Origin of the sequence: Cyanobacterium sp. Dongsha4, from assembly GCF_036345015.1 — a bacterium.
Lineage (GTDB): Bacteria > Cyanobacteriota > Cyanobacteriia > Cyanobacteriales > Cyanobacteriaceae > PCC-10605.
Genome location: NZ_CP084098.1, coordinates 2,449,047 through 2,475,159 on the forward strand (window position 1 = coordinate 2,449,047; position 26,113 = coordinate 2,475,159).

Annotated in this window: 19 protein-coding genes; 7 read left to right on the forward strand and 12 right to left on the reverse strand. The window is 35.3% G+C overall.

The features are described 5' to 3' along the window. Positions 1–261 precede the first annotated feature (261 nt). From Dongsha4_RS10735 to Dongsha4_RS10770, 8 genes are all read right to left on the reverse strand, one after another. The gene (locus tag Dongsha4_RS10735; RefSeq protein WP_330202388.1) at positions 262–837 is read right to left on the reverse strand and encodes a TerB family tellurite resistance protein; all 576 of its coding nucleotides are present in this window, start codon (positions 835–837) and stop codon (positions 262–264) included. Positions 838–938: 101 nt separating this feature from the next. Continuing rightward, entirely contained in the window at positions 939–3,419 is a 2,481-nt protein-coding gene (locus Dongsha4_RS10740; RefSeq protein WP_330202389.1) for an EAL domain-containing protein, read from the reverse strand. A gap of 252 nt (positions 3,420–3,671) precedes the next feature. Further along, positions 3,672–4,745, reverse strand: coding sequence for a phospho-N-acetylmuramoyl-pentapeptide-transferase (mraY, locus tag Dongsha4_RS10745; protein WP_330202390.1), 1,074 nt, complete (start codon positions 4,743–4,745; stop codon positions 3,672–3,674). 138 nt (positions 4,746–4,883) lie between these two features. Further along, positions 4,884–6,758: an EAL domain-containing protein gene (locus tag Dongsha4_RS10750; RefSeq protein WP_330202391.1), complete on the reverse strand. Its 1,875-nt coding sequence runs from the start codon at positions 6,756–6,758 to the stop codon at positions 4,884–4,886. A 380-nt stretch (positions 6,759–7,138) separates the two neighbouring features. After that, positions 7,139–7,996 (reverse strand): PfkB family carbohydrate kinase, encoded by an 858-nt coding sequence (locus Dongsha4_RS10755; RefSeq protein WP_330202392.1) that lies wholly within the window; start codon positions 7,994–7,996, stop codon positions 7,139–7,141. A gap of 102 nt (positions 7,997–8,098) precedes the next feature. Then, positions 8,099–8,917, reverse strand: a complete 819-nt coding sequence (locus Dongsha4_RS10760; protein WP_330202393.1) for a uroporphyrinogen-III synthase — start codon at positions 8,915–8,917, stop codon at positions 8,099–8,101. A gap of 223 nt (positions 8,918–9,140) precedes the next feature. Continuing rightward, entirely contained in the window at positions 9,141–9,830 is a 690-nt protein-coding gene (gene cobA / locus Dongsha4_RS10765) for a uroporphyrinogen-III C-methyltransferase (RefSeq protein WP_330202394.1), read from the reverse strand. 157 nt (positions 9,831–9,987) lie between these two features. Next, on the reverse strand, positions 9,988–10,440 hold the full coding sequence (locus Dongsha4_RS10770; RefSeq protein ID WP_330202395.1) for a hypothetical protein: 453 nt from the start codon (positions 10,438–10,440) through the stop codon (positions 9,988–9,990). Between the two features lie 196 nt (positions 10,441–10,636). Between Dongsha4_RS10770 and argC the strand changes: the two genes are divergently transcribed. Further along, positions 10,637–11,695 (forward strand): N-acetyl-gamma-glutamyl-phosphate reductase, encoded by a 1,059-nt coding sequence (argC, locus tag Dongsha4_RS10775; protein ID WP_330202396.1) that lies wholly within the window; start codon positions 10,637–10,639, stop codon positions 11,693–11,695. A gap of 321 nt (positions 11,696–12,016) precedes the next feature. Here argC and Dongsha4_RS10780 read toward each other — a convergent pair whose 3' ends face one another. After that, a complete protein-coding gene (locus Dongsha4_RS10780; RefSeq protein ID WP_330202397.1) occupies positions 12,017–12,907 on the reverse strand; it encodes an LD-carboxypeptidase in 891 nt (296 codons plus the stop codon). A gap of 447 nt (positions 12,908–13,354) precedes the next feature. On the opposite strand from Dongsha4_RS10780, the gene psaA reads away from it, so the two are divergent. The 4 genes from psaA to Dongsha4_RS10800 all read left to right on the forward strand — a co-directional run bounded on the left by psaA (position 13,355) and on the right by Dongsha4_RS10800 (position 20,004). Next, complete coding sequence (gene psaA, locus Dongsha4_RS10785) at positions 13,355–15,607, forward strand: photosystem I core protein PsaA (protein WP_330202398.1); 2,253 nt, start codon at positions 13,355–13,357, stop codon at positions 15,605–15,607. Positions 15,608–15,890: 283 nt separating this feature from the next. Then, positions 15,891–18,107, forward strand: coding sequence for a photosystem I core protein PsaB (psaB, locus tag Dongsha4_RS10790; protein ID WP_330202399.1), 2,217 nt, complete (start codon positions 15,891–15,893; stop codon positions 18,105–18,107). Positions 18,108–18,442: 335 nt separating this feature from the next. Next, positions 18,443–19,516, forward strand: a complete 1,074-nt coding sequence (gene bchI, locus Dongsha4_RS10795; protein ID WP_330202400.1) for a magnesium chelatase ATPase subunit I — start codon at positions 18,443–18,445, stop codon at positions 19,514–19,516. A 158-nt stretch (positions 19,517–19,674) separates the two neighbouring features. Continuing rightward, positions 19,675–20,004 (forward strand): DUF3082 domain-containing protein, encoded by a 330-nt coding sequence (locus tag Dongsha4_RS10800; RefSeq protein WP_330202401.1) that lies wholly within the window; start codon positions 19,675–19,677, stop codon positions 20,002–20,004. A 276-nt stretch (positions 20,005–20,280) separates the two neighbouring features. Here the strand turns inward: Dongsha4_RS10800 and Dongsha4_RS10805 are convergent, their stop codons facing one another. Both Dongsha4_RS10805 and Dongsha4_RS10810 read right to left on the reverse strand, forming a co-directional pair. Continuing rightward, the gene (locus Dongsha4_RS10805; RefSeq protein WP_330202402.1) at positions 20,281–21,360 is read right to left on the reverse strand and encodes a Gfo/Idh/MocA family oxidoreductase; all 1,080 of its coding nucleotides are present in this window, start codon (positions 21,358–21,360) and stop codon (positions 20,281–20,283) included. A gap of 173 nt (positions 21,361–21,533) precedes the next feature. Beyond that, complete coding sequence (locus Dongsha4_RS10810) at positions 21,534–22,964, reverse strand: isochorismate synthase (RefSeq protein ID WP_330202403.1); 1,431 nt, start codon at positions 22,962–22,964, stop codon at positions 21,534–21,536. 221 nt (positions 22,965–23,185) lie between these two features. On the opposite strand from Dongsha4_RS10810, the gene menA reads away from it, so the two are divergent. Next, on the forward strand, positions 23,186–24,115 hold the full coding sequence (gene menA / locus Dongsha4_RS10815; protein ID WP_330202404.1) for a 2-carboxy-1,4-naphthoquinone phytyltransferase: 930 nt from the start codon (positions 23,186–23,188) through the stop codon (positions 24,113–24,115). Positions 24,116–24,236: 121 nt separating this feature from the next. Next, entirely contained in the window at positions 24,237–25,211 is a 975-nt protein-coding gene (locus Dongsha4_RS10820; protein WP_330202405.1) for an acetyl-CoA carboxylase carboxyltransferase subunit alpha, read from the forward strand. A 171-nt stretch (positions 25,212–25,382) separates the two neighbouring features. On the opposite strand, the gene Dongsha4_RS10825 is transcribed toward Dongsha4_RS10820, so the two are convergent. Next, positions 25,383–26,111 carry a hypothetical protein gene (locus tag Dongsha4_RS10825; RefSeq protein WP_330202406.1) on the reverse strand — a complete coding sequence of 243 codons (729 nt, stop codon included), beginning with the start codon at positions 26,109–26,111 and terminating at the stop codon, positions 25,383–25,385. Between the last annotated feature and the right edge of the window lie 2 nt (positions 26,112–26,113).

A 26,113-nucleotide genomic window follows, 5' to 3' on the forward strand; every position in this document is an offset into this window, starting at 1 on the left:
TTACAGTAAAAAACAATATTTTTAGAAAAAATTTAATATTTTTAAAATAACTGACCTCAGTTCGGTTTAAGAATATCGGGTAAGTGTCAGGTTGTTGGGGTATTAGGGGGAAACAAGTAATGAGTTAGGAGTTAGGAGTTAAGAGTTAGAAGTTATTAATTATCAACTATTTACCTTTGCCCCTTGCCCTTTGCCCTTTGCCCTTTTCTCCATCACTCATGGATAAAAATTTATCCCGAACTCAGGTTAACTAAATAATAACTAAATAATTTTTTTCAGAAAAAACTTTTTCACATTTCCCATAAAGGCTTTAAAAGGATGTTGAAATTTATCTAACTCATAATCTGCTCTTTGTTCTATTTTTTGCACTACTTCAGGATCAAGGTTTAACAGTTGAATAAGTTGACGATATACTGCTTTTTCATCAGGACAAATTAAATTACCTTCATTATCAGGACTAGCTTTAATCACCATATAGGCGAGTTTGGCGGCTAAACAACGATCTTCATTAGTTTTTAATTGAGACACTAAATCAGAAAGGGGTATTGGATTTTGTTTATAGCGATTTAAAATGTCTTTAAAAGCAATTTCTGCATTAATTCTGGCTTGAGTTTGTTCAGCAACGCTAAATGAAGATAGACCCATCGTATTATAAAAAGGATCAGGATCATCAAAGTAAATCGGTTCGGGTTCGGGAGGAAGATTAGACTTAAACTTTTCTAATAGTATTTCCGTTTCTTCTTCACTCAATTCATCATCAGCCCATGCTAAAGCACAAACTATATTAAGAATCAATAATTGAGATTCTGGCAAAAATAAACTAGGATTGTCTGACATTCTATTCTTCTTTTTTTATTGATAGTTAATAATATAATCAAGTATATTTAACCTGAAAAACTATTTTGGCTAAAAAAATTTACTTAAATAGTAATTAGTAATTAGGAATTAGTTAACTGGTGTTCTCCTTTATTTAAGAAAGTGGCAATATCTTTAGAGGGTAAAGGACGACTTAGTAAATTACCTTGTATTTGATGACAACCCAAATTTCTCAATAATTCCATTTGTTCTAGTTTTTCCACACCTACAGCTACTAGACGAGAATTATAACCCTCACAAAATGCACTCATACATTGCACTAAAGATTGATTTTGAGGGTTGCTATCTAATTGAGTGATAATAGAGGGACTAATTTTTACAGTGTTAAAGGGGACTTTTTGTAAATAAACAAGGGAAGAAGTTCCACTGCCAAAACCATCAAAACAGAGCCGAACTTTTTGTTCTGATAATTTATTTAAAACTTGATAGGCATAGTCGGGATTTTGTAAGAAGCAGTTTTCTGTGATTTCTAGTTCTAGTAAATGGGCGGGTAATCCAGTTTGTTCGAGAATTCTAGTGATTGTTTCTAAAAAGTTGGGTTGACAGAATTGACGGGCGGAAATGTTAACCCCAATGGGTAGAGGTGAAATATTTTCTTGAGTCCACTTGTGCATCTGCATGGTGGCGGTTTGTAAAATCCAAACTCCTAAAGGCAACATAAAATCAGTTTCCTCTGTCAAACGCAAAAAGTGACGAGGAGTAATTTTTCCTAATTCGGGATGTTCCCACCGCAGTAAGGTTTCTAAGCCAGTTAGTTCTCTTGTATTAATATCTGTTTGGGGTTGATAGCAGAGGAAGAATTGTTGTTCTTTAACGGCTGTACCAATTAAGTTTTCTAGTTTCAGAAGACTAGCACCTTTTGGAGTGAGGTTGAATCCCGTTACCCCATAATTAGGATTATTTATTTTTACTTGTTCAAGGGATAGTAAACCATTTTTGGTGATTAAGGATTTGTCTTCCCCATCTATGGGATAAATCAATAAACTTAATTTTAGCTCTAGTTTAACTTGCTTATTGGCTGTCTGTTCTTGTAAGTAGCTAGTAAGAGTTGATGATATTTTTTTTGTAATTCTAGCAGGATCTCTTGGCCCTCTGATATGGGGAAATAAGACGGCAAATTTGTCTTCATCCCACCTAGCTATTAGATCACCTGTTCTAAGGCATGATTGAAAAATTTGAGTAAAGTTTTGTAGTAGTTTCTCGCTTTCATCTTTTGGGTGTTGATTTTGATATTCTTGCCAGTTTTCGATTTGTGCAAATAATACTCCCATTAGATATTGATAACGTTGGGCATTTGCGATCGCAATTTCTAATTGTTGTTCAAATAAATTTTGATTAGGAATATTTAAAAGAGCATCATGAAATGCTAAATAATTAGAATAGTCTTGGGAAGAACTTACCTGCTTATTAGGATTACGAAGTACAAAACAAAAAATTTCTTTATTCTGATAAGTAATTAAACTCACACTTGATTCTAAATTAACTAATGTACCATCAGGACGACGATAAAGATATTCTTCTAGTAAATCTTGCTTCGTTTCTTGTACTTGAGTTAAATCTTTATTAAAACTGGTTAAATCACTGGCAATAATATTGTAAAGAGTTAAATTACTTAAGTCTTCGGAAGAATATCCCAACAATTTGGAAAAACCATCGTTGATTTCAATAATTCTGCGATTACTAGCATAAGCAAGAAAAACTCCCTCAGAAATATGTTTAAGAATGGCAAGGTAACGAGCTTGACTATCTTTTAATTGAGCTTCAGTTTGTTTTCTTTGAGTAAAATCATAAATATAACTTCTTACCAGTTTTTTTTCAGACAAATAATGAACATACTGCTCAAAAACTTCCGAGCCGATTTTCACCTCTCTGAGAAATAAATTTCCTTGCCGATTATTATACTCAGTTAATAAACCCGAAAGAATGGGATGCTCTAATTTATCCTCATGGATTGTGTCAAATTTAATACTAGCGGCAGGATTTATATAAGTAATATTTCCTTCCCAATCTAGCTCGATAATTGGATTTGGACTTAATTCAGGGAATGAAGCTAAACGAATCAACTCTTGTTGGTCTTCAGGATTACTTGAATTTTCTTCTTTACTAATCATAGTTTCGCTAGACTGATTAGTTAAAGTTACTCGTGAAGCGGATATGCGGTCTAAGTTTTCTGGGTTGAAAAGATCAATGCTAGAGTCGCTAGGGACAATATAATAATTAGCTTTTGCATCTGTGCCAAAACGAATACTATCTCCATGTTTTAATTCATGGGAAATAGTTGAATGCCCGTTGACAAATACACCATTAGTACTTTTTTTTCCTTGTAAATCTCCATCTATTAAGCGGTAAGAAAAATTTTCTCCCTCTTCATCCATTTTACGAATTAAAGTGGCGTGAGTTCTTGAAACTTGATAATCATAAAGAATAATAGGGTTATGAGAATCTCGCCCGATAGTGTAGTTGCTTTCTTCTAAAAAGACGATTCTTCTACCTTTCCTATCTTCAATTACGAGAATGTGACGAAATTCCTGTGCTTCACTCATTATGGATTTACCTAGAATAACTAATTTATGTTAAATAAATGTCAACTTTCTTCTTATGGCGGGTTGTTTTGAATACTTTGATTTGACTAATTTATCTTTGTCTTTCATCAATTATAGTTCACTAAGTAAATTATATTTCACTTGATATATAAACTTAAATTTTATTTATTAAGGTTAAGGTATTAACGAGAAAGAAGGCTTAGGGGAGGGGTATTGGGGGATTAAGGGGAAACTCACTCTGACAATCAATTGCTAATTATTAATTGAGACTACCATCAACACTAAAATGGTATTAATGATATAGAAAATACCTACTATTTGTGTTTCACTCCAACCGCTTAATTCTAAGTGATGGTGAATAGGTGCCATTTTAAATAATCTTTTTCCTTTCCCTTCTGAGTCTTTTGTCGCTTTGTAATATGTTACCTGAGCAATAACCGATAAGGATTCAATAAAAAATAATAAGCTGATAATAAATAAAGCCCATAGGTTTTCGCTTAAAATCCCCACTCCTGCTAACCCTGCCCCTAAAGCTAGTGAGCCAGTATCACCCATAAATACAGAGGCTTTATTGCGATTGTGTAAGACAAATCCTAAACAACTACCACTAATGGCTAAACAAAAAATAAGTAAATCGGGATGGGAGTTAGCGGTTAATATTCCTAAACCTAAAAATGCGATCGCACCTGTGCCTCCTGCTAATCCATCAACTCCATCAGTTAAGTTAGTAGCATTACTTTCAGCTACCATAACGAAGACGGCAACAAACCAAAAAAGAAAACTTAGAGGCAAAATGATGTTGAATGGTAAAGTAACATTGGTGATAGATGCAGGTTGAGTGAAAAACATCCAGACACAAAAAATAACGGCAAAACCTACCTGTAAAATTAATTTTTGTTTAGGGGTTAAACCTAAATTTGTTTTTTTACGCAAAATTTGCCAATCATCAACCCAACCGATAAAGCTATAGGCAAAAGTTAGTAATACTAAAGCAGTGACATTAGGGCTGAAATTTGCCATGATTAGAGCAATAATTAAGCCAGTGGGAATGAAGAAAATTCCGCCCATTGTAGGAGTTCCAGCTTTTTTGAGGTGACTTTGAGGGCCATCTTCTTGAATAATTTGAGAGGCTTTAATTTTCTGTAGTATGGGAACAACGATATAACCTAATATACCGCTAATGAGTGTTGCTATCCACAGAGGCAGAGTTTGAATTTTATCTAAGGATATAAAAGAAAGTGTAGAGAGAATTACGGTTAGCAAGATTAAAAGTAACCATCCTGTAGGATTGAAAATGCGATCGAATGATAATGTATTAGTTTTCATAGTTGTTGATAATTAATCATCAAGAAGAAGTGTTTACTTTAATAAAAGACTCTACCTCAGAGGGTTATTTCAGGTTGTCAAAATTCTATAATAAAATGGTCTTGATTTATCTGATTAAAATGATTTTTTTCCATAGGTTTATTCAAAAACTGAGGCTAAAAAATTAGTGGCACTATTGACATCTAAAGGAGGAGAATAGAAATAACCTTGAGCAAAGTCACAACCAAGATAAGTTAGAATGTCTTTCTGCATTTTATTTTCTACCCCTTCGGCCACAACTTCCATTTTCAAACTATGAGCTAAGGCTAGAATCGTTTTAATAATAGTTTGACTACTCATCTCAGCACTCATTTTATCCACAAAACTTTTATCTATTTTTAGGGTTTTAATCGGTAGAGAATGTAAGCGACTAAGGGAAGAATATCCCGTACCAAAATCATCGATACAAAGGTGAATACCTCTATCATTTATCTTGTTTAAAATGTCAAAAGTTGAAGAAGTTGCGTCTTCTAAATACCCTTCAGTAATTTCTATTTTTAAACAACTCTCAGGAAATAATTTTCGATTTAAAAAAGAATCTATTTTTTCTGTAATATTACTTTGAGATAAATTAATAATTGATAAATTAACATTAACAAAAATATGGGTAAAATTCCGAAAAGATGAATACCAAATTCCTAATTGGTGACAGGCTTTTGTCAATACAAAATCATTGAGCCAATTGATTAAGCCGATTTCCTCTGCAATGGAAACAAATAATTGTGGAGAAATAAAACCAAATTGGGGATGATTCCAACGAATTAGGGCTTCAAAGCCTTTAATAATGTTATTTTTTAGGCAAAAAATCGGTTGATAATATAAGTCTAATTTTTCTTCTTCTAATGCCTTTCTTAAATCATTTTCCAACTCTAGCCTAGATAAAGCCTGATTTCTGATAGTTTCATCTAAAATAACATAAGTTCCTTTACCATTTTTTTTTGCTTGATATAAGGCAACATCTCCATCCCTTAAAATATTAGTAACATCTACTTTTTGATAGTTATGAATTGCTACCCCAATACTGGCATTAATAAATAATTTATAATTATTAACAATAAAAGGTTTTTGTAATTCTTGTAAAAGTAATTTAACAGTATTAGTTATATTTTTTATACATTTATCATCTTGTAAAAGAATAATAAACTCATCCCCCCCAAAACGACTAACGAGAGAATTTTCGGGAGAAAAATGAATCAATCTTTCCGCAACTAAGATTAATAATTTATCTCCAATTAAATGTCCTAAACTGTCATTAATTACTTTAAAACGATCTAAATCAATAAAGAGAATAGAATGGAAAATATCAGCATTAATCGGGTTTTTATTGTTTGCTTCTTGAATTAAATCAGTTAAATAAGAATTAAGCCAATTACGGTTTGGTAATTTTGTTAAGTCATCATAGTAGGCTTTGTATGCTAATTCCTTTTCTCTTTGTCTTAACTCTAATAATGCTTGATGTAAATTTTTTGTTTTTTCATTAACTTTATCTTCCAAATTTTTATTCAATTTAATTAGCTTTTTCTCCGCTTTTTTTCTAGCTTTTATTTCTGCTTCTAATTGTTTATTTTTATGGCTTAGTGTTTTGTTTACATTAACCAATTTTAAATGTATTTTTACTCTATATAATACTTCTTCTGGTTGGAATGGTTTAGTTATATAATCAACTCCTCCAATTTTTAAGCCCTTTATTTTATATTCCAAATCGTCTAATGAGGTCATAAAAATAATGGGGATATTTGCGATCGCACTATTCTTTTTTATTTCAATACAAGTCTCAAATCCGTTAATTTCAGGCATTTTTATATCCAAAAGGATTAAATTTGGCTGTATTTCTATTGCTTTTTCTATGCCTTGATAGCCATTTTTACACTCAAAAGTTTTAAAATTTTCTCGCTCTAAAATCTTCACTAAGACTTTTCTATAAGTTGCATTATCGTCAATGATTAGAATTAAATCTGAGTGTTTATCTCCCATAAGTTATTAAGTTATTTATAGCTTAATCAAAAATTAAGCAGTTTTTAACCTTTGATTAACCAAGGTTTTTATACTGACTTTAATTATTATAATCAAGAATCTAAAATGTATGAAAACAATTTTTATTACATATAGTAATTCATAGTTTGTTATTAATTAAAAGCTATATTTTATCAAAAAAATATTTTAGAAAAAAACAGAGATAATGTTTATTATCCAGTAGTTATGATTAATTAAGACAAAATAATTTCTCTAACCTTTTTTTAACAGTTTTTATAGCAAAATAAAAGCTAAAAGTTTATAAATTATTATTAAATAATTCCTTATTTTTTAACCTAACCAATAATATACATATTCAGCATAATAGAGCCTAAATAATATCATTGAAATTGACTTAAAATAACTATTGCTCCCGAATGACTAGCAATATAAGCACCAATTTGATTCGCTTTAGAAATGATTTCAAGAGGTTTTAAACCTTGTAAATATCCTGTTATAATAGCCGCCGAAACTCCATCTCCTGCTCCTACTGAATCTGCATTAATATCTTTTGTTGCTCTCGATATTTCTCCACTATACTCTCCAGTTTTATCAATCCATTTAGTGCCTTTCTCTCCCTGAGTTAAAACTATTAAATCTAATTGATAATTATTTAACCAAGTTGAAAGATTGCGATCGAATTTAAGATGATTAATGAGATATTCTGCTTCAAATAAATTAAGTTTGAGAATATTAGTATGATAAATACTTTGTAGAATTATTTGTTGATTAATTATCGGATTACGCAAGTTTAAATCTAAAAATTTTATCCCTTTAAATTGACTGATAATAGTGTTTATAGTTTGACGGCTGACAATATTTCTTTGAGCTAAAGTACCAAAATATAGAACCTGGTAATTGTGCAAATTATTGAGTAAATTATTATCTAAAGCTAAGTAATCCCAAGCAACATTTTCTTTAATAAGATAGCTTGGCTCTCCACTTTTGCTTAAATTAACAATTACTTTGCCTGTTTCTTTTTCTTGATCCCATTGTATATAATCAGAATTAACCCCTTTTTGATGTAAATTTTTGGCAATTTTCGCTCCTAAAATATCTTGCCCAATTCTCGTTAACAGGGTCACTTCTGCCCCTAGTTGTACACAGTTAACACTAAAATTAACAGGAGCACCTCCTAAAACTTTTTTATGGGGAAAAAAATCAAATAATGCCTCCCCAATGGCTAATATATTATTCATAATTAATGATCCAAAAATCTGATCCAACAATCGGAAACAATGACAAACTATGAAATATTAGTAAATTTTGCTACACCCAACAAGGTCATAATTTTGGATGATTTATGGGGTGTATTGCTTTTTCGTCAGAGAATCGACTAATCCTTCCAGAGTATATTCTTGGGCTTCAATATCAACTTTACCTAACAATTCTTGACAAGTCATAGATGTTTGAGGACCTATAGATGCGATCGCAACTTCTGTTAATAATGATGATAAAGTTAACTGGGGAGTTGTTTGTAAGGCTTGAGTTACAAGATAATGAAAATTACGGACAGTTTTAGAACTAGCAAAGGTAATAATACTAATAACTTCTTTTACTAAAGCATCCCAAACTATATCATCTATGGTATCAGGACAAGTGGATTGATAAGCAGGTATTTCCACAACTTCCCCCCCTTGTTGGGTTAATTCTTGTACTAAAATCTCTCTACCTCCCGTTTCTACCCTGGGAAATAAAATTTTTTTGCCCTCAATACTTTCAGGAAAATTAATCACAAGAGAATCAGCGATAAAATCAGGTGGGATAAAGTCAGGGGATATATTATATTTCTCCAAAAAATGAGCAGTTTTTTTACCCACCACAGCTATTTTTAAGTTTTTGAGATGATTAATATTCTTACCAAGATGATGTAACCTTTCCAAGAAATACTCAACCCCATTAGCAGAAGTCAGAATCAACCAATGAAAATCACTAATATGATTAATTGCTTTATCTAGGGGTTGCCAACTAGAAGGAGGCTTAATTTCCAACGCTGGCATTTCCAAAACTGTCGCCCCTTTGGCTTCTAACATTTGCCGAAAACTATTTCCACTTTGATAGGCACGGGTAATTAAAATTGTTTCTCCTGCTAAGGGATATGATTCTCGATAATTGGACATTATTAGACTCTATAATATATGTTATGTAATAATTTCACAGATGATTGGGGTGTTAGGGTGCTAGGGAAATGAGAGTTCGCTGCACTCGTTCCACAAAGCGGTACGGAGTTCGGGGTTAGGAGTTAGAAGTTAGAAGTTATTAATTATCATCAACTATTTACCTTTGCCCCTTGCCCTTTAATTTTGCCTTTTTGAAATCTATTCACTCATTACCCTTCCTTATTTATCTAACCACTTTACCAATAACAATAATGCAGGGAGATAAAGAAATATTAACTGTTTGCTCAATAATATTACCTAGTGTGCCTTTCCATATCTGTTGTTGATTGCTTCCTGCTTGTTTAATAATCGCAATGGGAAAAAGATGCGATCGCCCGTACTCTTGGAGTTTATCGACAATAACAGGTAAATTTCTACTACCCATTAAAATAACAAGAGTGTTAACTTGACTGAGGACTTGCCAATTTAATAAATTAGAATCATGTCCTGTAACAACCATAAAACCATGACTATCTTTTTTTTCTGTGAGAAATATATTGGCTAATAAGGGAGCGGCAATAGAAGAAGAAATCCCCGGTATAAGTTCATAATCTGCATTAATAGCTTGTAAAGTTTCAATTTCTGGATTTATTCTGCCAAATATCCCCGGATCACCTCCTTTGAGTCTGATTATAGTTTTATATACGGGTGCATATTGTGCCAATAGTTGATTAATAGCTTCTTGGGGAGTACTTGCTTTTCCTCCTCTTTTGCCTACAGGGATTTGCAAACAATTTTTTGGCACAAGCTGAAGAATTTGACGATTAATCAAAGCATCATAGATAATAACGTCCGCTTGAGAAATGAGACGATGAGCTTTTACTGTCAAATGATCAATATCACCAATACCAGCACCAACAAAAAATACAGTCATTCAATCATTAAAAGTTAGAGATCAAAAACAAAAAAAGGGTTGACAATCAACTAAAAAATTTACTCATTGACAACTAAAAGTTGACAATATAGGTCACCTCAACACCATAATACCCAGATACAATCTTAATATTTTTAATTTAAGTCATACTCAATTCTTAAGCAGAAGGTAGTCTTTGGGTACAGGGACGAATTAGGGGACCGGGCAAAATGCGATCGCCTTCTACTCCCACGGGAATACCTCTTAATTGTCGTAAAGCATTAATTGCTTTAACACAGTCACAGCCAAACATTTGCACTGCGGTATCGCTTTCTTCTTCTGTTACTTCTAATAGTAGATGTCCTTCTTCATTTTGTTCTACATTCGGGAATTGATTAACAGACTCTTGTTGATTAATTTGGGGAAAAGCCGCTAAATATTGATTCCCAGTACAAACACTGCGATTGCAGTTTAAGTTACTAGGGCTAGGATTAGAGGCAGAAATAGAACCTTCAGAGTTTGGTATATCTAAGGCTTGAACTGAATCTCCATAAACTAGATTAAGAAAAAGAGTTCCAATCATAGCAGGAGATGAGAGTAATAAAATTTTCAGCGAAGAATTAATATTCATAATCAAAACTTATTCACTATCACACCAGAATAGATCAATTTTTATCAATTTTACCAAGATTCTATTGGCTTATTTTACTTTTACTCTTAGCCCCTATTTATTGTGACCCTATTTTTTCTAAAAGAGGCGATCGAATTTGTAGGTTTCGTATTAAAATTCAGCAAAAGTGTGATTAAATTTATCGTCTTCAGCAATTATGAGTAATTCAGGTAAAGTTTCTGTGGGGATTGTAGGTGCGTCTGGTTATGGTGGCGTACAATTAGTTAGGTTACTATTAGAGCATCCAGAGGTAGAGGTTGTTTATTTAGGGGGTGATAGTAGTGCTGGAAAAAATTATGGCGATCTATATCCTCATCTATATAATAAAGTCAAAACAAAAATAGAACCTATCGACTTAGATGCGATCGCATCTCGTTGTCAAGTAGTCTTTCTAGGACTTCCTAACGGTTTAGCCTGTGGCTTTGCCCCTCAATTAATTGCCAAAGGCTGTAAAGTATTAGACTTATCCGCCGATTACCGCTTCAAAAACCTAGACACCTATACAGCATGGTATAAAACCGAAAGAGAAGATAAAGATATAGCATCCACCGCAGTATATGGCTTACCTGAATTATATCGAGAACAAATCAAAAATAGTAGTTTAATTGGTTGCCCCGGATGTTACCCTACTGCTAGTTTGTTAGCCTTAGCCCCCTTATTAAAACAGGGTTTAGTTTTACCAGAAACAATTATTATCGACGCAAAATCTGGAACATCAGGAGGAGGAAGACAAGGAAAAATAAATTTGCTTTTAGCAGAAGCAGATGGTTCATTGGGAGCTTATGGAGTAGCAAAACATCGCCATACCCCAGAAATTGAACAAATTTGCTCAGATTTAGCCCGTAGAGATGTAAAAATTCAATTTACTCCCCATCTTATCCCTATGCCGAGAGGAATTCTCGCCACTGTTTACGGTACATTAACTGATCCCGGATTAGTGACCGATGATATAATTACTGTTTATAAAGCCTTCTACCGTAACTCCATTTTTGTAGAAGTTTTAGACAAAGGAATTTATCCCCAAACAAAATGGGCTTGTGGTACAAATGTTGGTTATATAGGTATCGAAGTTGATCCTCGTACGGGCAGAGTAATTGTCATGTCAGCCATTGATAACTTAATTAAAGGACAAGCAGGACAAGCCGTACAATGTTTAAATATTATGATGGGATGGGAAGAAAATCTCGGTTTGCCCACTCTAGGTTTTTATCCCTAAATAATCTCAAGTCGGTTTAAGAATATCGGATAAGGATAGGTTTGACGGTTTCAGGTGTTAGGGAAATGAGTTAGGAGTTAGGAGTTAGGGGTTTTATAAAAGTAGGGGAGTGGGGAGTAGGGAGTAGGGAGAATTAAAAATTCGGAAATTTTCTAACATCTAACACCTGAAACCTGAAACCTGAAACCTGTCACCTTTTAATTATCAACTATTTACCTCTGCCCTTTGCCCCTTGCCCCTTGCCCTTTTAACTTTGCTCTGTACATCGTTACCCTTTATCTTTTCCAGTTTATTTTGCCAAAAGTCTATGAAATTAGGTAATTAAAGAAAACTTAAAATCCCTGTTTCTCCATCTATTTCTACTTTTCCTCCTACTGGTAAACAGGCATTATCCCCATCATGCCCAAAAGGTAAGTCACTGATAATTGGTATCTCTAACCCCTGAAAACGATCGCACCACACTTGTTCCACAGTCCAACTGGGGATATTTTCGGGAGCATCACAACCACTAAAACGCCCTAAAACAACTCCCTTAACTTTGTCCAAAATGCCCATTAAACGCCACTGGGTAATCATGCGATCAATCTTATAGGGTGCTTCCTGCACATCTTCTAAGGCTAAAATTACGTCATTAAAGTCGGGACATACAGGGGTACATAAAAGGTGGGTTGCCACCGTTAAATTAGCAGGTAATAACTTTCCTATGGCTTTTTTACTCCCCCATCCCCTTCCTTGTAAGCTCGGCAACTTTTCTCCTTCAATATAATTAAATAAACGCTCTATTGACCATTGAGACTCTTGAGCAATAGTGGTTAAAACTGGACCATGAAGACTGATAATGTTCTCATTATAAAGACTCCATAACAGGCTTGTGATATCAGAAAAACCGATTAACCATTTCGGTGGGTTAATATTTGCCCATTGCCAATTTTCCAATAATCTTGCCCCCCCATAACCACCTCTTACGCAAATTATTCCTTTATATTTAGGGTTTGTCCATGCTGTTTCTAAGGCTTTACGGCGAATAGTGTCATTTCCAGCCAAATACCCCTCTCTTGCCTCATAATTCTCCTCTAAAACAATTTTATAACCTCTTTCTTGCCAAATCTTTAATCCTTCTTTAAATCTTTCCTTTTCTCTTTCTCTTAATGTACCACTAGGTGCGATCGCAATTAAGGTATCACCTTTCTGTAATGGAGGAGGAACTAACATAATACACTCAAAAAAAAGTTATTATCCTAAAAAAATATTGTTTATTGTCGATTGTTAAGGGTTAATTGTCAATTACTAAATGTAAAAGAAAAAATTTATTATTAATATTTGTTTTTATCTATAGTCAGTTTGATAAATTATGCCATCTACTTAAGTCAATCAAAAGTTAAGAAAAAACAGAGAAACTCCCATGAATATTAAAGATTCATCTCCATCTTTTTATTTTTTATCCCCTTAAAAGACCATAACTAAAACATTGATAGACTTTATAAAGAAAAGTAACAAAATCTTGACTTAAATGAGAAAGGATTAAAAACCAAAGCCTTATCTGAGGGAATGTTAAATAAATTTTAAATATTGTTAAGCAAGAACCACAATGGTGACAAATAGCCCTTATCATCTTCAGTAATGTAGTAGTTTAAGTATTTGTCGAGAGAGGAATCCCTCATGACAGTAAGCCCTCAAAAAGAGGCGAAAGCTAAAGTAATTGTAGATAAAGATCCAGTACCTACCTCTTTCGAGAAGTGGGGTAAACCCGGACATTTTGATCGTACTTTAGCTAGAGGTCCCAAAACCACCACTTGGATTTGGAATCTTCACGCCGATGCACACGATTTTGATAGTCAAACCAGTGACTTAGAAGATATTTCTCGTAAAATCTTCAGTGCTCACTTTGGTCATTTAGCAGTAGTATTCGTCTGGTTAAGTGGAATGTACTTCCACGGAGCAAAGTTTTCTAACTACTCCGCTTGGTTAGCAGATCCCTTAAATATTAAACCCAGCGCACAAGTTGTTTGGCCTGTTGTTGGTCAAGACATCCTCAATGCCGACGTAGGCGGTGGTTTCCACGGTATTCAAATTACCTCTGGTTTCTTCCAATTATGGAGAGCATCTGGTATCACCAACGAGTATCAGTTATACTGTACTGCCATCGGTGGTTTAGTTATGGCTGGTTTAATGCTCTTTGCCGGTTGGTTTCATTACCATAAAGCCGCTCCCAAGTTGGAATGGTTCCAAAATGCGGAATCCATGATGAACCACCATTTAGCAGGTTTACTCGGTTTAGGCTCTTTAGGATGGGCAGGTCACCAAATCCATGTATCTTTACCTATTAACAAGTTATTAGATGCAGGTGTTGCTCCTAACGAGATTCCCTTACCTCATGAGTTTATCCTCGATCCTGCGAAAATGGCTGAGTTATATCCCAGCTTCGCGCAAGGTTTAACACCATTCTTTACTTTGAATTGGGGTGTTTACTCTGATTTCTTAACCTTCAAAGGTGGTTTGAACCCTGTTACTGGTGGCTTATGGCTCTCTGATACCGCTCACCATCACTTGGCGATCGCAGTATTATTCATCATCGCAGGTCATATGTACCGCACCAACTGGGGTATCGGTCATAGCATGAAGGAAATCTTAGAAGGTCACAAAGGACCCTTCACTGGTGAAGGTCACAAAGGACTCTATGAAATCTTAACCACATCATGGCACGCACAATTGGCAATTAACCTCGCTTTATTAGGTTCTTTGACCATCATTGTTGCTCAACATATGTACGCAATGCCTCCTTATCCTTACCTCGCTACCGACTACGGTACTCAATTATCTATCTTTACTCACCATATGTGGATAGGTGGATTCTTGATTGTAGGTGCAGGAGCTCATGCTTCTATCTTCATGGTTCGTGACTACGATCCTGCTAAGAATGTTAATAACCTCTTAGACAGAGTACTTCGTCACCGTGACGCTATTATTTCTCACCTCAACTGGGTATGTATCTGGTTAGGCTTCCACAGCTTTGGGTTGTATATTCACAATGACACCATGAGAGCTTTAGGTCGTCCTCAAGATATGTTCTCTGATAGCGCTATCCAATTACAGCCTGTTTTTGCTCAATGGATTCAAGGACTTCACGCCGCTGCGGCTGGTGCAACCGCTCCTTTCGCTAGTGCTGGTGTTAGCCCTGTATTCGGTGGAGACGTTGTTGCCGTCGGTGGCAAAGTTGCGATGATGCCTATCACTTTAGGTACTGCTGATTTCATGGTTCACCATATCCATGCGTTTACCATTCACGTTACCGTTTTAATCCTTCTCAAAGGTGTGTTGTACTCCCGTAGCTCTCGCTTAATCCCTGATAAAGCTGAGTTAGGTTTCCGCTTCCCTTGTGATGGTCCTGGTCGTGGCGGTACTTGTCAAGTATCTGGATGGGATCATGTCTTCTTAGGTTTATTCTGGATGTACAACTCTTTATCTATTGTTATCTTCCACTTCAGTTGGAAAATGCAATCTGATGTTTGGGGTACAGTATTACCTGATGGTAGCGTCTCTCACATTACTGGTGGTAACTTTGCCCAAAGTGCAATTACTATCAACGGTTGGTTAAGAGACTTCCTCTGGGCACAAGCGGCTAATGTAATTAATTCTTACGGCTCTGCTTTATCTGCTTATGGCATTATGTTCTTAGCAGGTCACTTTGTCTTCGCTTTTAGCTTAATGTTCTTATTTAGTGGACGTGGCTACTGGCAGGAATTAATCGAATCCATTGTTTGGGCTCATAATAAACTCAAGTTAGCTCCCGCTATTCAACCTCGCGCTTTGAGTATTGTTCAAGGCCGTGCGGTAGGTGTGGCTCACTATCTCTTAGGAGGAATTGTGACTACTTGGGCATTCTTCCTCTGTCGGATTCTATCCGTAGGTTAAGAATGTAAACTTTCACTAATTTAGTGGGAAAATCTACGGCAAAATAAGTTATAAAATAACAGATAAAGCCGTTTTTACTAACAATAATTGTTAATAGTTGAAAGTCTATATTTATCTTAGATTCTTCACTATTAACTAACATTTAAAAATCAATTTAATTCCTTGCCTAGTTTCTTTTAAATAAATTTAATTCCGAGGGCTAGGCAAGATAAAATCCAAAATTGACCAGCGTATTTTAAACGTTGACTCTGATTGTGTAACAGGAGAATTCCTAAAAAAAGCTATGGCAACTAAATTTCCCAAATTTAGCCAAGATTTAGCCCAAGATCCAACTACACGAAGAATATGGTACGGAATTGCTACTGCTCATGACTTTGAAACTCATGACGGTATGACTGAGGAGAATCTTTATCAAAAGATTTTTGCTTCTCACTTCGGTCATTTAGCAATCATCTTTCTTTGGACTTCTGGTACTGTATTCCACGTTGCTTGGCAGGGCAATTTTGAGCAGTGGATCAAAGATCCTTTAAACGTTCGTCCCATCGCCCATGCGATTTGGGATCCTCATTTCGGTCAAGGTGCAGTTGATGCGTTCACCCAAGCAGGTGCTTCTAGTCCTGTAAACGTCGCCTACTCTGGTGTTTATCATTGGTTCTACACCATCGGGATGACCAACAATCAAGACTTATACCAAGGTGCGGTATTCCTTTTAATTCTTTCCGCTCTGTTCTTGTTTGCTGGTTGGTTGCACTTACAACCTAAGTTCCGTCCTAGCCTTTCTTGGTTCAAAAATGCTGAATCTCGCTTAAACCACCACTTAGCTGGTTTGTTCGGTGTTAGTTCTTTAGCATGGACTGGTCACTTAGTACACGTAGCAATCCCCGAATCTCGTGGTGTACACGTAGGTTGGGATAACTTCTTAAGTGTTAAACCTCACCCCGCAGGATTAGCTCCTTTCTTCACTGGTAATTGGGGCGTTTATGCTCAAAATCCTGATACTGCTAGTCATGTATTTGGAACTTCTGAAGGTGCGGGAAGTGCGATTTTAACTTTCTTAGGTGGCTTCCATCCTCAAACTGAGTCTCTTTGGTTAACTGACATCGCTCATCACCATTTAGCGATCGCCGTTATCTTCATCGTGGCAGGTCATATGTACCGCACTAACTGGGGAATCGGTCACAGCATCAAAGACATCTTATCCGCTCACAATCCTCCTCAAGGAACTCCTTTTGGTGGAGCATTAGGTGCAGGACACAGAGGACTTTATGACACCATCAATAACTCTTTACACTTCCAGTTAGGTTTAGCCCTTGCTTGTTTAGGAGTTATCACTTCTTTGGTGGCTCAACATATGTACTCTTTGCCTTCCTATGCTTTTATTGCGAAGGATTACACCACTCAGGCGGCACTTTACACTCACCACCAGTACATCGCTGGTTTCCTAATGGTAGGTGCTTTTGCTCACGGTGCTATTTTCTTTGTCCGTGACTACGATCCTGAAGCGAACAAAGATAACGTTTTAGCTCGTATGCTCGAACACAAAGAGGCGATTATTTCTCACTTAAGTTGGGTATCTTTATTCTTAGGTTTCCACACTTTAGGACTTTATGTTCACAATGATGTCGTGGTTGCTTTCGGTACTCCTGAGAAACAAATCTTAATCGAGCCTGTGTTTGCTCAATTCGTTCAAGCGGCTTCTGGTAAAGCTCTCTACGGTTTCGATGCTTTGCTATCTAATCCTGATAGTGTTGCTTCTACCGCTAGTGCTGTATGGTTACCTGGTTGGTTAGATGCTATTAACAGTGGTACTAATTCCTTGTTCCTCAATATTGGACCTGGAGATTTCTTAGTACACCATGCGATCGCCCTCGGTTTACATACCACCACCTTAATTCTTGTTAAAGGTGCTTTAGATGCTCGTGGTTCTAAATTAATGCCCGACAAAAAAGACTTCGGTTTCTCCTTCCCTTGTGATGGACCTGGTCGTGGCGGTACTTGTGACATCTCTGCTTGGGATGCTTTCTACCTCGCTATGTTCTGGATGCTCAACACTTTAGGTTGGTTAACCTTCTACTGGCATTGGAAACACCTCGGTATCTGGACTGGTAACGTTGCTCAGTTTAACGAAAACTCTACCTACTTAATGGGTTGGTTCAGAGACTACTTATGGGCGAACTCTGCTCAGTTAATCAACGGTTATAACCCTTACGGTGTAAACAACCTTTCTGTTTGGGCGTGGATGTTCTTATTCGGACACCTCGTTTGGGCGACTGGTTTCATGTTCTTAATCTCTTGGCGTGGTTACTGGCAAGAATTAATCGAAACCATCGTTTGGGCTCATGAGCGCACTCCTTTAGCTAACTTAGTTCGTTGGAAAGATAAGCCCGTTGCTTTATCCATCGTTCAAGCTCGTTTGGTTGGTTTAGCTCACTTTACTATCGGCTATATCTTAACCTATGCGGCGTTCTTGATTGCTTCTACTGCTGGTAAGTTCGGTTGATAATCGGCTTTATCTTTCAGTTAAGTAATTAACAATTCAACCCTCTACCTACTCGGTGGGGGGTTTTCGTTTTTAGGGTTACTGATTTGAAGAGCAAATTTACACCTGATAAACAATATCAATCTTCAAATTATTTCAAAGTAAAGACTAAAAGTTACTGATTTAGCCCTTGTGTGAGACCTATAAGAAGTCTATGATAGAAGAGTTTGCATTTTCGCTAAGATAGAGATCGGAAATTATCGTAGTCAGTGGGAATTTGTCTGCACAATTAAAGACAATTTTTCTGTAATTGCAATTTTATATCAAACTTTTAGAAAATTTTATTTTTTAATATTATGACAGCAACTTTAGAAGCACCTCCAAAAAATCGTCGTTTAGTCTTTCCCTTTACTGCTATTGTTGGTCAAGAGCAAATGAAACTTGCCTTATTACTTAATGTCATTGACCCCAAAATTGGTGGGGTAATGATTATGGGAGATAGAGGCACTGGAAAATCCACAACTATTCGTGCGTTAGCTGATTTATTACCTGAAATTGAAGTAGCAGAAAATGATCCCTACAATTCTTCTGCCACAGATTTTGAGTTGATGGGTGATGAGGTAAAAGAAAAAATCCAGAATGGAGAACAAGTTGCGATCGCACGTAAAAAAGTACCAATGGTTGACTTACCTTTAGGTGCAACAGAAGATCGTGTTTGTGGAACAATTGATATTGAAAAAGCATTATCTGAAGGGGTAAAAGCCTTTGAACCGGGGCTATTGGCAAAAGCTAACCGAGGAATTCTTTATGTGGATGAGGTTAACCTTTTAGATGATCACCTTGTGGACGTTTTACTCGACTCCGCCGCTAGTGGTTGGAATACAGTAGAAAGAGAAGGTATCTCTATTCGTCACCCTGCCCGTTTCGTCTTAGTTGGTTCAGGAAACCCAGAAGAAGGGGAATTACGCCCTCAGTTGTTAGATCGTTTTGGAATGCACGCAGAAATTCGTACGGTGAAAGAACCAGACTTAAGGGTGCAAATTGTCGAACAAAGAGCAGAATTCGATCGCAATCCTCAAGAATTCCTTGCACAATATCAAGAAAAACAAGAAGAGTTGCAAAGAAAATTAGTAGATGCTCAAAATCTTTTACCTCAAGTAACGATTGATTATGATATTAGAGTCAAAATTTCTGAAATTTGTGCAGAATTAGACGTTGATGGTCTTAGAGGAGATATTGTAACTAATCGTGCCGCAAAAGCGATCGCAGCCTTTGAATCTCGTACTGAAGTAACTGTTGATGATATTCGTCGAGTAATGCCCCTATGTTTACGTCATCGTCTTAGAAAAGATCCCTTAGAAACTATTGATTCTGGCTATAAAGTGGAAAAATCTATCAATCGTGTTTTCGGTTTGGAAGTAACAGAATAAGTTATACGGTTAATGGTTTAAGATTTGAAGTATTGGGGAGAAGTTCATTAATTATTAATTGTCAATTATTAATTGTCATTAATTGTCCTGCCCCTTGCTTCATTTATTTCTTAAATCTTTGCTAGAATCCCCTTAAAGATTGTGATTAATTAGAGTTTATGACAGACAACGAAAAAAAAGAGCCAATCATCCCTAGCCCCGAAGTAGAACAGGAAAAAATAACTCCCCTACGTTGCATGACAGGAAGTGCTATTTCTGGAGGTTTAGCCGTAGCGGCTTACTTATTGACCAAATCCGTAATATTGACCTATGTTAATATGCCGATTAAATTTAATAATCCCTTAGCGGCAAATATTGCTAGTACAGTAAGAACATTAATTATGGGAGTAACTACCATGGCAACTTTTTTATTTTTAATGGTGGCAGTTGGTTTATTTGCATTGGGGGTAAAAAGATTTATTGAAGAGAAAAGAGAACCTATTAACTGAGGTTTTTAACTCACATGAGTAGAGTTTGATAAAAAAATGATGTCAAGGATGTAAAAAACAGGTACGGAGTAATGAGGTTAATTTGGATACTTTCGCTATAAGAATTGATTTTTATGTTAAATAATGCTTAAAGCCTTGGTATGATAAGGTTTTTAATTACCAAAAGCAGAGTCTAGACAAGTTTCTCGTATCGAATACAGTGGTGTTGAGTTACTAATTTCTAATGCTTATGGAAAAATTTAACCACAAACCTAAAACCTAAAACCTAAAATCGAACTAAAGACTAATAATCTCGCCGTTTAATTGCCCTAAATCTAAACAAGAATCTTGCCAAACCTTTCCATCTAAAGCCAACTGCTCAATATAACTAGCCAGACGTAACGCTTTTAAGGCTTGTTCTCCCCCCACAGAAGGCTTATTACCTCCTCTCACGCAACTAACAAAATGCTCTAATTCTGCGTGTAAGGGTTCAATATTGCTGGTATAAACTTTTTCAATTAAACCATCTTGACGATATAAAACTTGTCCATAATCAGTGGTATAGTTAGCTGTTGTTTGACGATGAATTAAAATCTCATTATTAAGAAAATCTGCTTCTGTTAAACTGTTTCGGCAATGAGCTACAATACGGCGGATTTTACGGTGAGTAACTTTACTAGCGGTAACAGTGGCAACAATTCCATTGGCAAAATTAAGAGTTGCAGTAACGTAGTCTAAATACTGGGACTCAGGAGCTCGGCTTCCTGTGGCACTCAATTTGGTAACTGGAGAAGCAGCTAACTCTAAAAGTAAGTCTAAGTCATGAATCATCAAGTCTAACACCACAGATACATCGTTCGCCCTTTGAGAATATGGACTCATGCGGTGGGCTTCTAATGCTAATAAATTTTCTGTTTTTAAAACTTTGCTTAATTCTTGGAAAGCAGGGTTAAATCTCTCAATGTGACCTACTTGTAAAATACAATTAGAGGCGGCGGCCGCATTAACTAAAGATTCAGCTTCAGCTATACTAGCGGCGATAGGTTTTTCAATAAGAACATGAACCCCTCTACTTAGACATTCTAAACCAACTTGATGGTGAAGTCTTGTGGGGGCTGCAATACAGACTGCTTCCACATGAGGTAACAACTCTAAGTAATTTTCATAGAAATGTACTCTATATTTACTAGCAATATCTAAGCCTCTTTCTACGTTAACATCAGCAATACCAACCAATTCTACATCCTTAAGTAAGCTCAAAACACGGGTATGATGTTGCCCCATATTTCCCACACCGATAACACCTATTTTTAAAGGTTTATTATAGTAATTTTTCTGTATGGGCAAATTATCCGTTGATAATCTTTGATTTTTCATTTATTTGACACTCCTCGACACAATAATATTTTAATTTTCTTGTCTAATAGATATATTTACTTAATTAACTCAGATACTATCATAGTTATCAAATTTGTGCTGATTTTTTTTCTATTTTGTTCATGAGTGTATTTTAACCTAACAAAATTTTGATAAATCATCAATACATTTCATTAAATTAGAGCTTGTAAAAGGGCTTGAAATTTGAGTTTTATTTCTGTTAATTCTTGCTCTGGTTTTGAGCCTATAACAATCCCTGCACCAGCATACAAACGGGCATAATTTTCTTTAATTAAAGCGGATCTAATTCCCACTATAAATTCACAATTTCCCTGTAAATCTAACCAGCCAATAGGGGCGGCATAAAGAGAGCGATCGAATTTTTCTGATACTTCTATTTCTTGACAGGCTACCTCAATTGGTACTCCAGCAACGGCAGGGGTAGGATGCAATTGTTTAACAATTTCTAAGGGGTTTATTTCCTCTTTTATTTCTGCATAAATTGGGGTCCATAAATGTTGAATATTTGATAATTTTAATAGTTGTAAAGATGCTTTTTTTGGTTGTAAGCCCATAGCAGATAGTTGATTAAAAATAAAGTTACTTACGGCTTGATGTTCCCTTTTTTCTTTTTCACTATCGAGTAAATTATTCCCAATTAAAAAATCCTCATCTTCACTCTTTCCCCTTGGTGCAGAACCTGCTAAGGCATCACTGACAAGTTGATTATCTTTGATAGAAAGCAGTCTTTCTGGACTAGCACCAATAAAATATTCTTGGTCTTCATTACCAATGGAAAAAATATAACAATCAGGATGATTATTTCTTAAATTTTCTAGGGATTTTATAATGTTGAATTTATTTTCTGTTTTGATTTCTAAAGCATGAGCAACTACAATTTTAGTTAATTTTTCTGATTTAATCGCTTCTAAGCCTTTGTTTACTTTATCTATAAATCCTTGATATTTAGCATTTTCCAAATGAGAGTTTATTTTATTTTCTTGAGAATAATTAACCTTATAGTTTAATTCTATTTTTTCACTAAAGTTATCTTTTAGATAATTAAGAATTTCTTTCTTATTTTGATTGTAAGTATTAATAGTTACTGAATATTTATTGTCTTTTTTTATTAATTGAATAAATGGTAAAAAAATGGTAGCTAAAGGAAAGGATTTATTATCAAGATTATAGGCTTGTTCAAAAAAGCGAAAATAAGTAAAAAAATGAGGCTGATAATTATCTTGATCTTCATTTAAAATGTGGATTAACTTTTGATTATAATTAATAAATTCTTGGCACTTTTGAAAACGATCAATATCCTTATTTTGATGACAAATAGTTTTATCTATGTTTAAACTTTTAATTGCTCCTATGGCTGCGATCGCTTCTTTTTTGCGTTGATTTTGCCAATAAAAAATAGGTTGTTTATCTGTTTGTAAAACTGAAATAAAAACTAGAGGGTCTATGGGTTCTACTTCACAAGAAATAGAAAAAATAGGCGATGGGGATGAATTATTTTTAATATTAAAATTAGAGGAAAAAATTAATTTTTTAAGCTCCTGAATATAGTCTAAAACAGAAAGATGATTAGGAATAATTGCCATAGAACTAAGGTTATTAATAAAACAAAAATTAAAATCAAGTTTTCAATATGAGTGCCTCTATAGAAATAGTAACGAAGATTAGTATTTAATGTTAGAGAAAAGGAATAAGTAATAGACAATGAATAAAAAGCTCAAGAAATGATTAATTAACCTATTGAGTTTCTATGTGAGTACGGCAATATCTCAGTATAATAGTTGGGAAATTGATTTAATCACTAACTATGAGCGTAGCAGAAGAAAAAATAAAGCCCATTGTTGAGGAAGTACCGAGTAAAAGTAAATTATGGTATGCGGCGATTAAACCACCTATGTACACTGTGGCAGTGATACCGATATGTTTTGGGACTGCTTTGGCATATGGAGAAACGGGAGTCTTTAACCCTTTAATTTTTGTTACTTTTCTTTTCTCTGCTATCTTAATCATTGCTTGGTTAAATCTCAGTAACGATTTTTTCGACTCTTACACGGGAATAGATATAAATAAAGCTCATTCTGTTGTCAATTTAACAGGAAATGCTTCCCTTATCTTCTGGATTAGCAACATCTGTCTTGCTTTAGGTTTAATGGGAATTGTCATGATTAATCTTTGGCTTGGAGATTGGACTGTAATGGGTTTAATTTTCGCTTGTTGTTTTTTAGGCTATACTTATCAAGGACCTCCTTTTCGCTTCGGTTATTTAGGTTTAGGGGAAATTATTTGTTTTATTACTTTTGGTCCAATGGCGATCGCATCTGCTTATTATAGTCAAGCTCAGGATTTTTCTGTTAGTAGTTTATGGGCTTCTGTACTAATTGGCATTTCTACCTCGATTATTTTATTTTGCTCTCATTTTCATCAGGTGGAAGACGACATTAAAGCGGGGAAAAAATCGCCCATCGTGCGTTTAGGTACTGCTAATGGTGCAAAAGTATTAACAACTTCTACTTTGGTCTTTTATGGCTTATGTGTTTTATTTACTTTACTTCATTTATTACCCTATAGCAGTTTAATTGTTTTTCTTTCATTACCTCCTGCCATAAAAATGATTAATCATGTGAATGAAAATCACGATCGCCCTTCCCTAGTACAAAATAGTAAATTTATTGCGGTTAAATATCACTTTTTCAGTGGTTTATTGTTATCCGTATCTTTAATACTTAATAATAGATGATGATTAATTAGGAATTAGTGGTTAGTAATTAAATGACTTATCACCATTGAATATTCACTCTTTCCTTTCTCCTCCTTCTTTTCCTCAAATTATAAAGAACTATATATAAAATTAAACTATTATGGCAAAAACAGCACAAAAAAGAACTTTTTTACTAGAATTTGAAAAACCCTTAGTAGAACTACAAGCGAGAATCGATCAAATTAGGGAATTAGGAGAAGAAAAACAATTAGACGTATCAGGACAATTACAAGAATTAGAAGGCAAAGTCGAACAACTACGGCAGGAAATTTTTAGTACCTTAACTCCAGCTCAAAAACTACAAATTGCTCGTCATCCTCGTCGCCCCTCAACTCTCGATTATGTACAGGCTATGTGCGATGAATGGTTAGAACTTCATGGCGATCGCAGAGGTTCAGATGATCTAGCTCTCATTGGTGGTATTGCTCGTTTAGACGGTAGAGCCGTTGTAATTATTGGTCATCAAAAAGGTAGAGACACAAAAGATAATGTTGCCCGTAATTTTGGTATGGCATCCCCCGGAGGTTATCGCAAGGCGATGCGTTTAATGGAACACGCTAACCGTTTTTCTATGCCTATCATTACTTTTATTGATACCCCCGGTGCTTATGCAGGAGTGGAAGCAGAAAAATTAGGACAAGGAGAAGCGATCGCCTATAATTTAAGAGAAATGTTTAGTCTGGAAGTTCCCATTATCAGTACTGTTATTGGAGAAGGAGGTTCAGGGGGTGCATTAGGTATTGGAGTTGCGGAAAAATTGATGATGTTTGAACACTCTGTCTATACCGTTGCTAGTCCCGAAGCCTGTGCGGCCATTTTGTGGAAGGATGCGAAAAAATCGGAACAAGCCGCCCAAGCCCTAAAAATTACAGCCTATGATTTGAAAGACTTAGGTATCATTGATCAAATATTACCAGAACCCCCTGGGTGTGCTCATTCTGACCCCCTTGCTACCGCAGAAATTCTTAAACAAGCTATTTTAGAAAACTTAGAATATTTATCTCAATTACCCACAGATAAATTAAAAGAATTACGCTATCAAAAATTCCGTAATATTGGAGTTTTTATTGAATAAATCTCAGCTTAGTATAAAATTACCAAATAAGCAGGGCGTTTTCATTCTCAAAAATGTCAATTACTAAAGCTAATATTCAATGGCATCGTTTGACAGGAGGTTTAGTAAAGGCAGAGTCAATTTAAAAAACATAAAACCGTCAAACCTGCTCCGTAGCTCATATTCTCCTGTCTAGTAACAATTATCCTGATAAAGATTAATATACTCCATAGCTTGAGATACAGCAGAAGAACGTAAATTTCTTGTTTCTGTGGGAAAAATTCTTAATACGGATTGGGGGGTAAGATAAATGGCACACCATGAGACATCAAAGTAAAGTTGTGCTTCTACTAAAGATTTGATGAAATGCACGGTAAAGTCTTCGGGCATAGCAAAGGCCGCTTGAGACAATAAATCAAGGGGTGTTGCAGAAAAAAGATTATTATTACTGTTGATATCTAGGGGGGAAAGATTGAAATAGTCATCCATAGCTAATAAGTAGCCTAAAACGAATTTATCTTTCGGTGTTAAGTCGGTTAAAACGAGATTGTTAACAGCAACTCCTCTCTTTTTGGCTAAGGCTTGAAGAAAAATATAACCATTATTTTGTCCGTCAATATTCCAACCTAGTTTATTGATAACGGCGGCTTTTTCGTCTAGGGGAGCATTACTGAGTAGAAATCTTAGGGCTTCTCCTTGTAAGGGTTTTTTCTCTTGAATGGTATCAATTACGGTTAAATCTTGATAGGCACTGGCTAAATCCGTTGAGGTTAGAGGGCTGTCTGCTTTTGCTATGGGAGTTTGTAAAAGAAAAGCTGTAATTTGTAATATACTACTTAATACGATCGCATAGCGCCACTTCGTTAACACACCTAAGGCAGATTGTTGAAGTAATAGTTGTTTTAAGATTGTTTTCATCATTG

Excerpts from the sequence above, each read along its gene's own strand:
- Dongsha4_RS10810 (WP_330202403.1), bottom strand. The coding sequence starts at position 22,964 with ATGGCAATTATTCCTAATCATCTTTCTGTTTTAGACTATATTCAGGAG.
- Dongsha4_RS10770 (WP_330202395.1), bottom strand. The coding sequence starts at position 10,440 with ATGAATATTAATTCTTCGCTGAAAATTTTATTACTCTCATCTCCTGCT.
- cobA (WP_330202394.1), bottom strand. The coding sequence starts at position 9,830 with ATGACTGTATTTTTTGTTGGTGCTGGTATTGGTGATATTGATCATTTG.
- bchI (WP_330202400.1), top strand. The coding sequence starts at position 18,443 with ATGACAGCAACTTTAGAAGCACCTCCAAAAAATCGTCGTTTAGTCTTT.
- menA (WP_330202404.1), top strand. The coding sequence starts at position 23,186 with ATGAGCGTAGCAGAAGAAAAAATAAAGCCCATTGTTGAGGAAGTACCG.
- Dongsha4_RS10780 (WP_330202397.1), bottom strand. The coding sequence starts at position 12,907 with ATGTTAGTTCCTCCTCCATTACAGAAAGGTGATACCTTAATTGCGATC.
- Dongsha4_RS10740 (WP_330202389.1), bottom strand. The coding sequence starts at position 3,419 with ATGAGTGAAGCACAGGAATTTCGTCACATTCTCGTAATTGAAGATAGG.
- argC (WP_330202396.1), top strand. The coding sequence starts at position 10,637 with ATGAGTAATTCAGGTAAAGTTTCTGTGGGGATTGTAGGTGCGTCTGGT.
- psaA (WP_330202398.1), top strand. The coding sequence starts at position 13,355 with ATGACAGTAAGCCCTCAAAAAGAGGCGAAAGCTAAAGTAATTGTAGAT.
- psaB (WP_330202399.1), top strand. The coding sequence starts at position 15,891 with ATGGCAACTAAATTTCCCAAATTTAGCCAAGATTTAGCCCAAGATCCA.
- Dongsha4_RS10755 (WP_330202392.1), bottom strand. The coding sequence starts at position 7,996 with ATGAATAATATATTAGCCATTGGGGAGGCATTATTTGATTTTTTTCCC.
- Dongsha4_RS10735 (WP_330202388.1), bottom strand. The coding sequence starts at position 837 with ATGTCAGACAATCCTAGTTTATTTTTGCCAGAATCTCAATTATTGATT.
- Dongsha4_RS10805 (WP_330202402.1), bottom strand. The coding sequence starts at position 21,360 with ATGAAAAATCAAAGATTATCAACGGATAATTTGCCCATACAGAAAAAT.
- Dongsha4_RS10825 (WP_330202406.1), bottom strand. The coding sequence starts at position 26,111 with ATGATGAAAACAATCTTAAAACAACTATTACTTCAACAATCTGCCTTA.
- mraY (WP_330202390.1), bottom strand. The coding sequence starts at position 4,745 with ATGAAAACTAATACATTATCATTCGATCGCATTTTCAATCCTACAGGA.
- Dongsha4_RS10760 (WP_330202393.1), bottom strand. The coding sequence starts at position 8,917 with ATGTCCAATTATCGAGAATCATATCCCTTAGCAGGAGAAACAATTTTA.
- Dongsha4_RS10800 (WP_330202401.1), top strand. The coding sequence starts at position 19,675 with ATGACAGACAACGAAAAAAAAGAGCCAATCATCCCTAGCCCCGAAGTA.
- Dongsha4_RS10750 (WP_330202391.1), bottom strand. The coding sequence starts at position 6,758 with ATGGGAGATAAACACTCAGATTTAATTCTAATCATTGACGATAATGCA.
- Dongsha4_RS10820 (WP_330202405.1), top strand. The coding sequence starts at position 24,237 with ATGGCAAAAACAGCACAAAAAAGAACTTTTTTACTAGAATTTGAAAAA.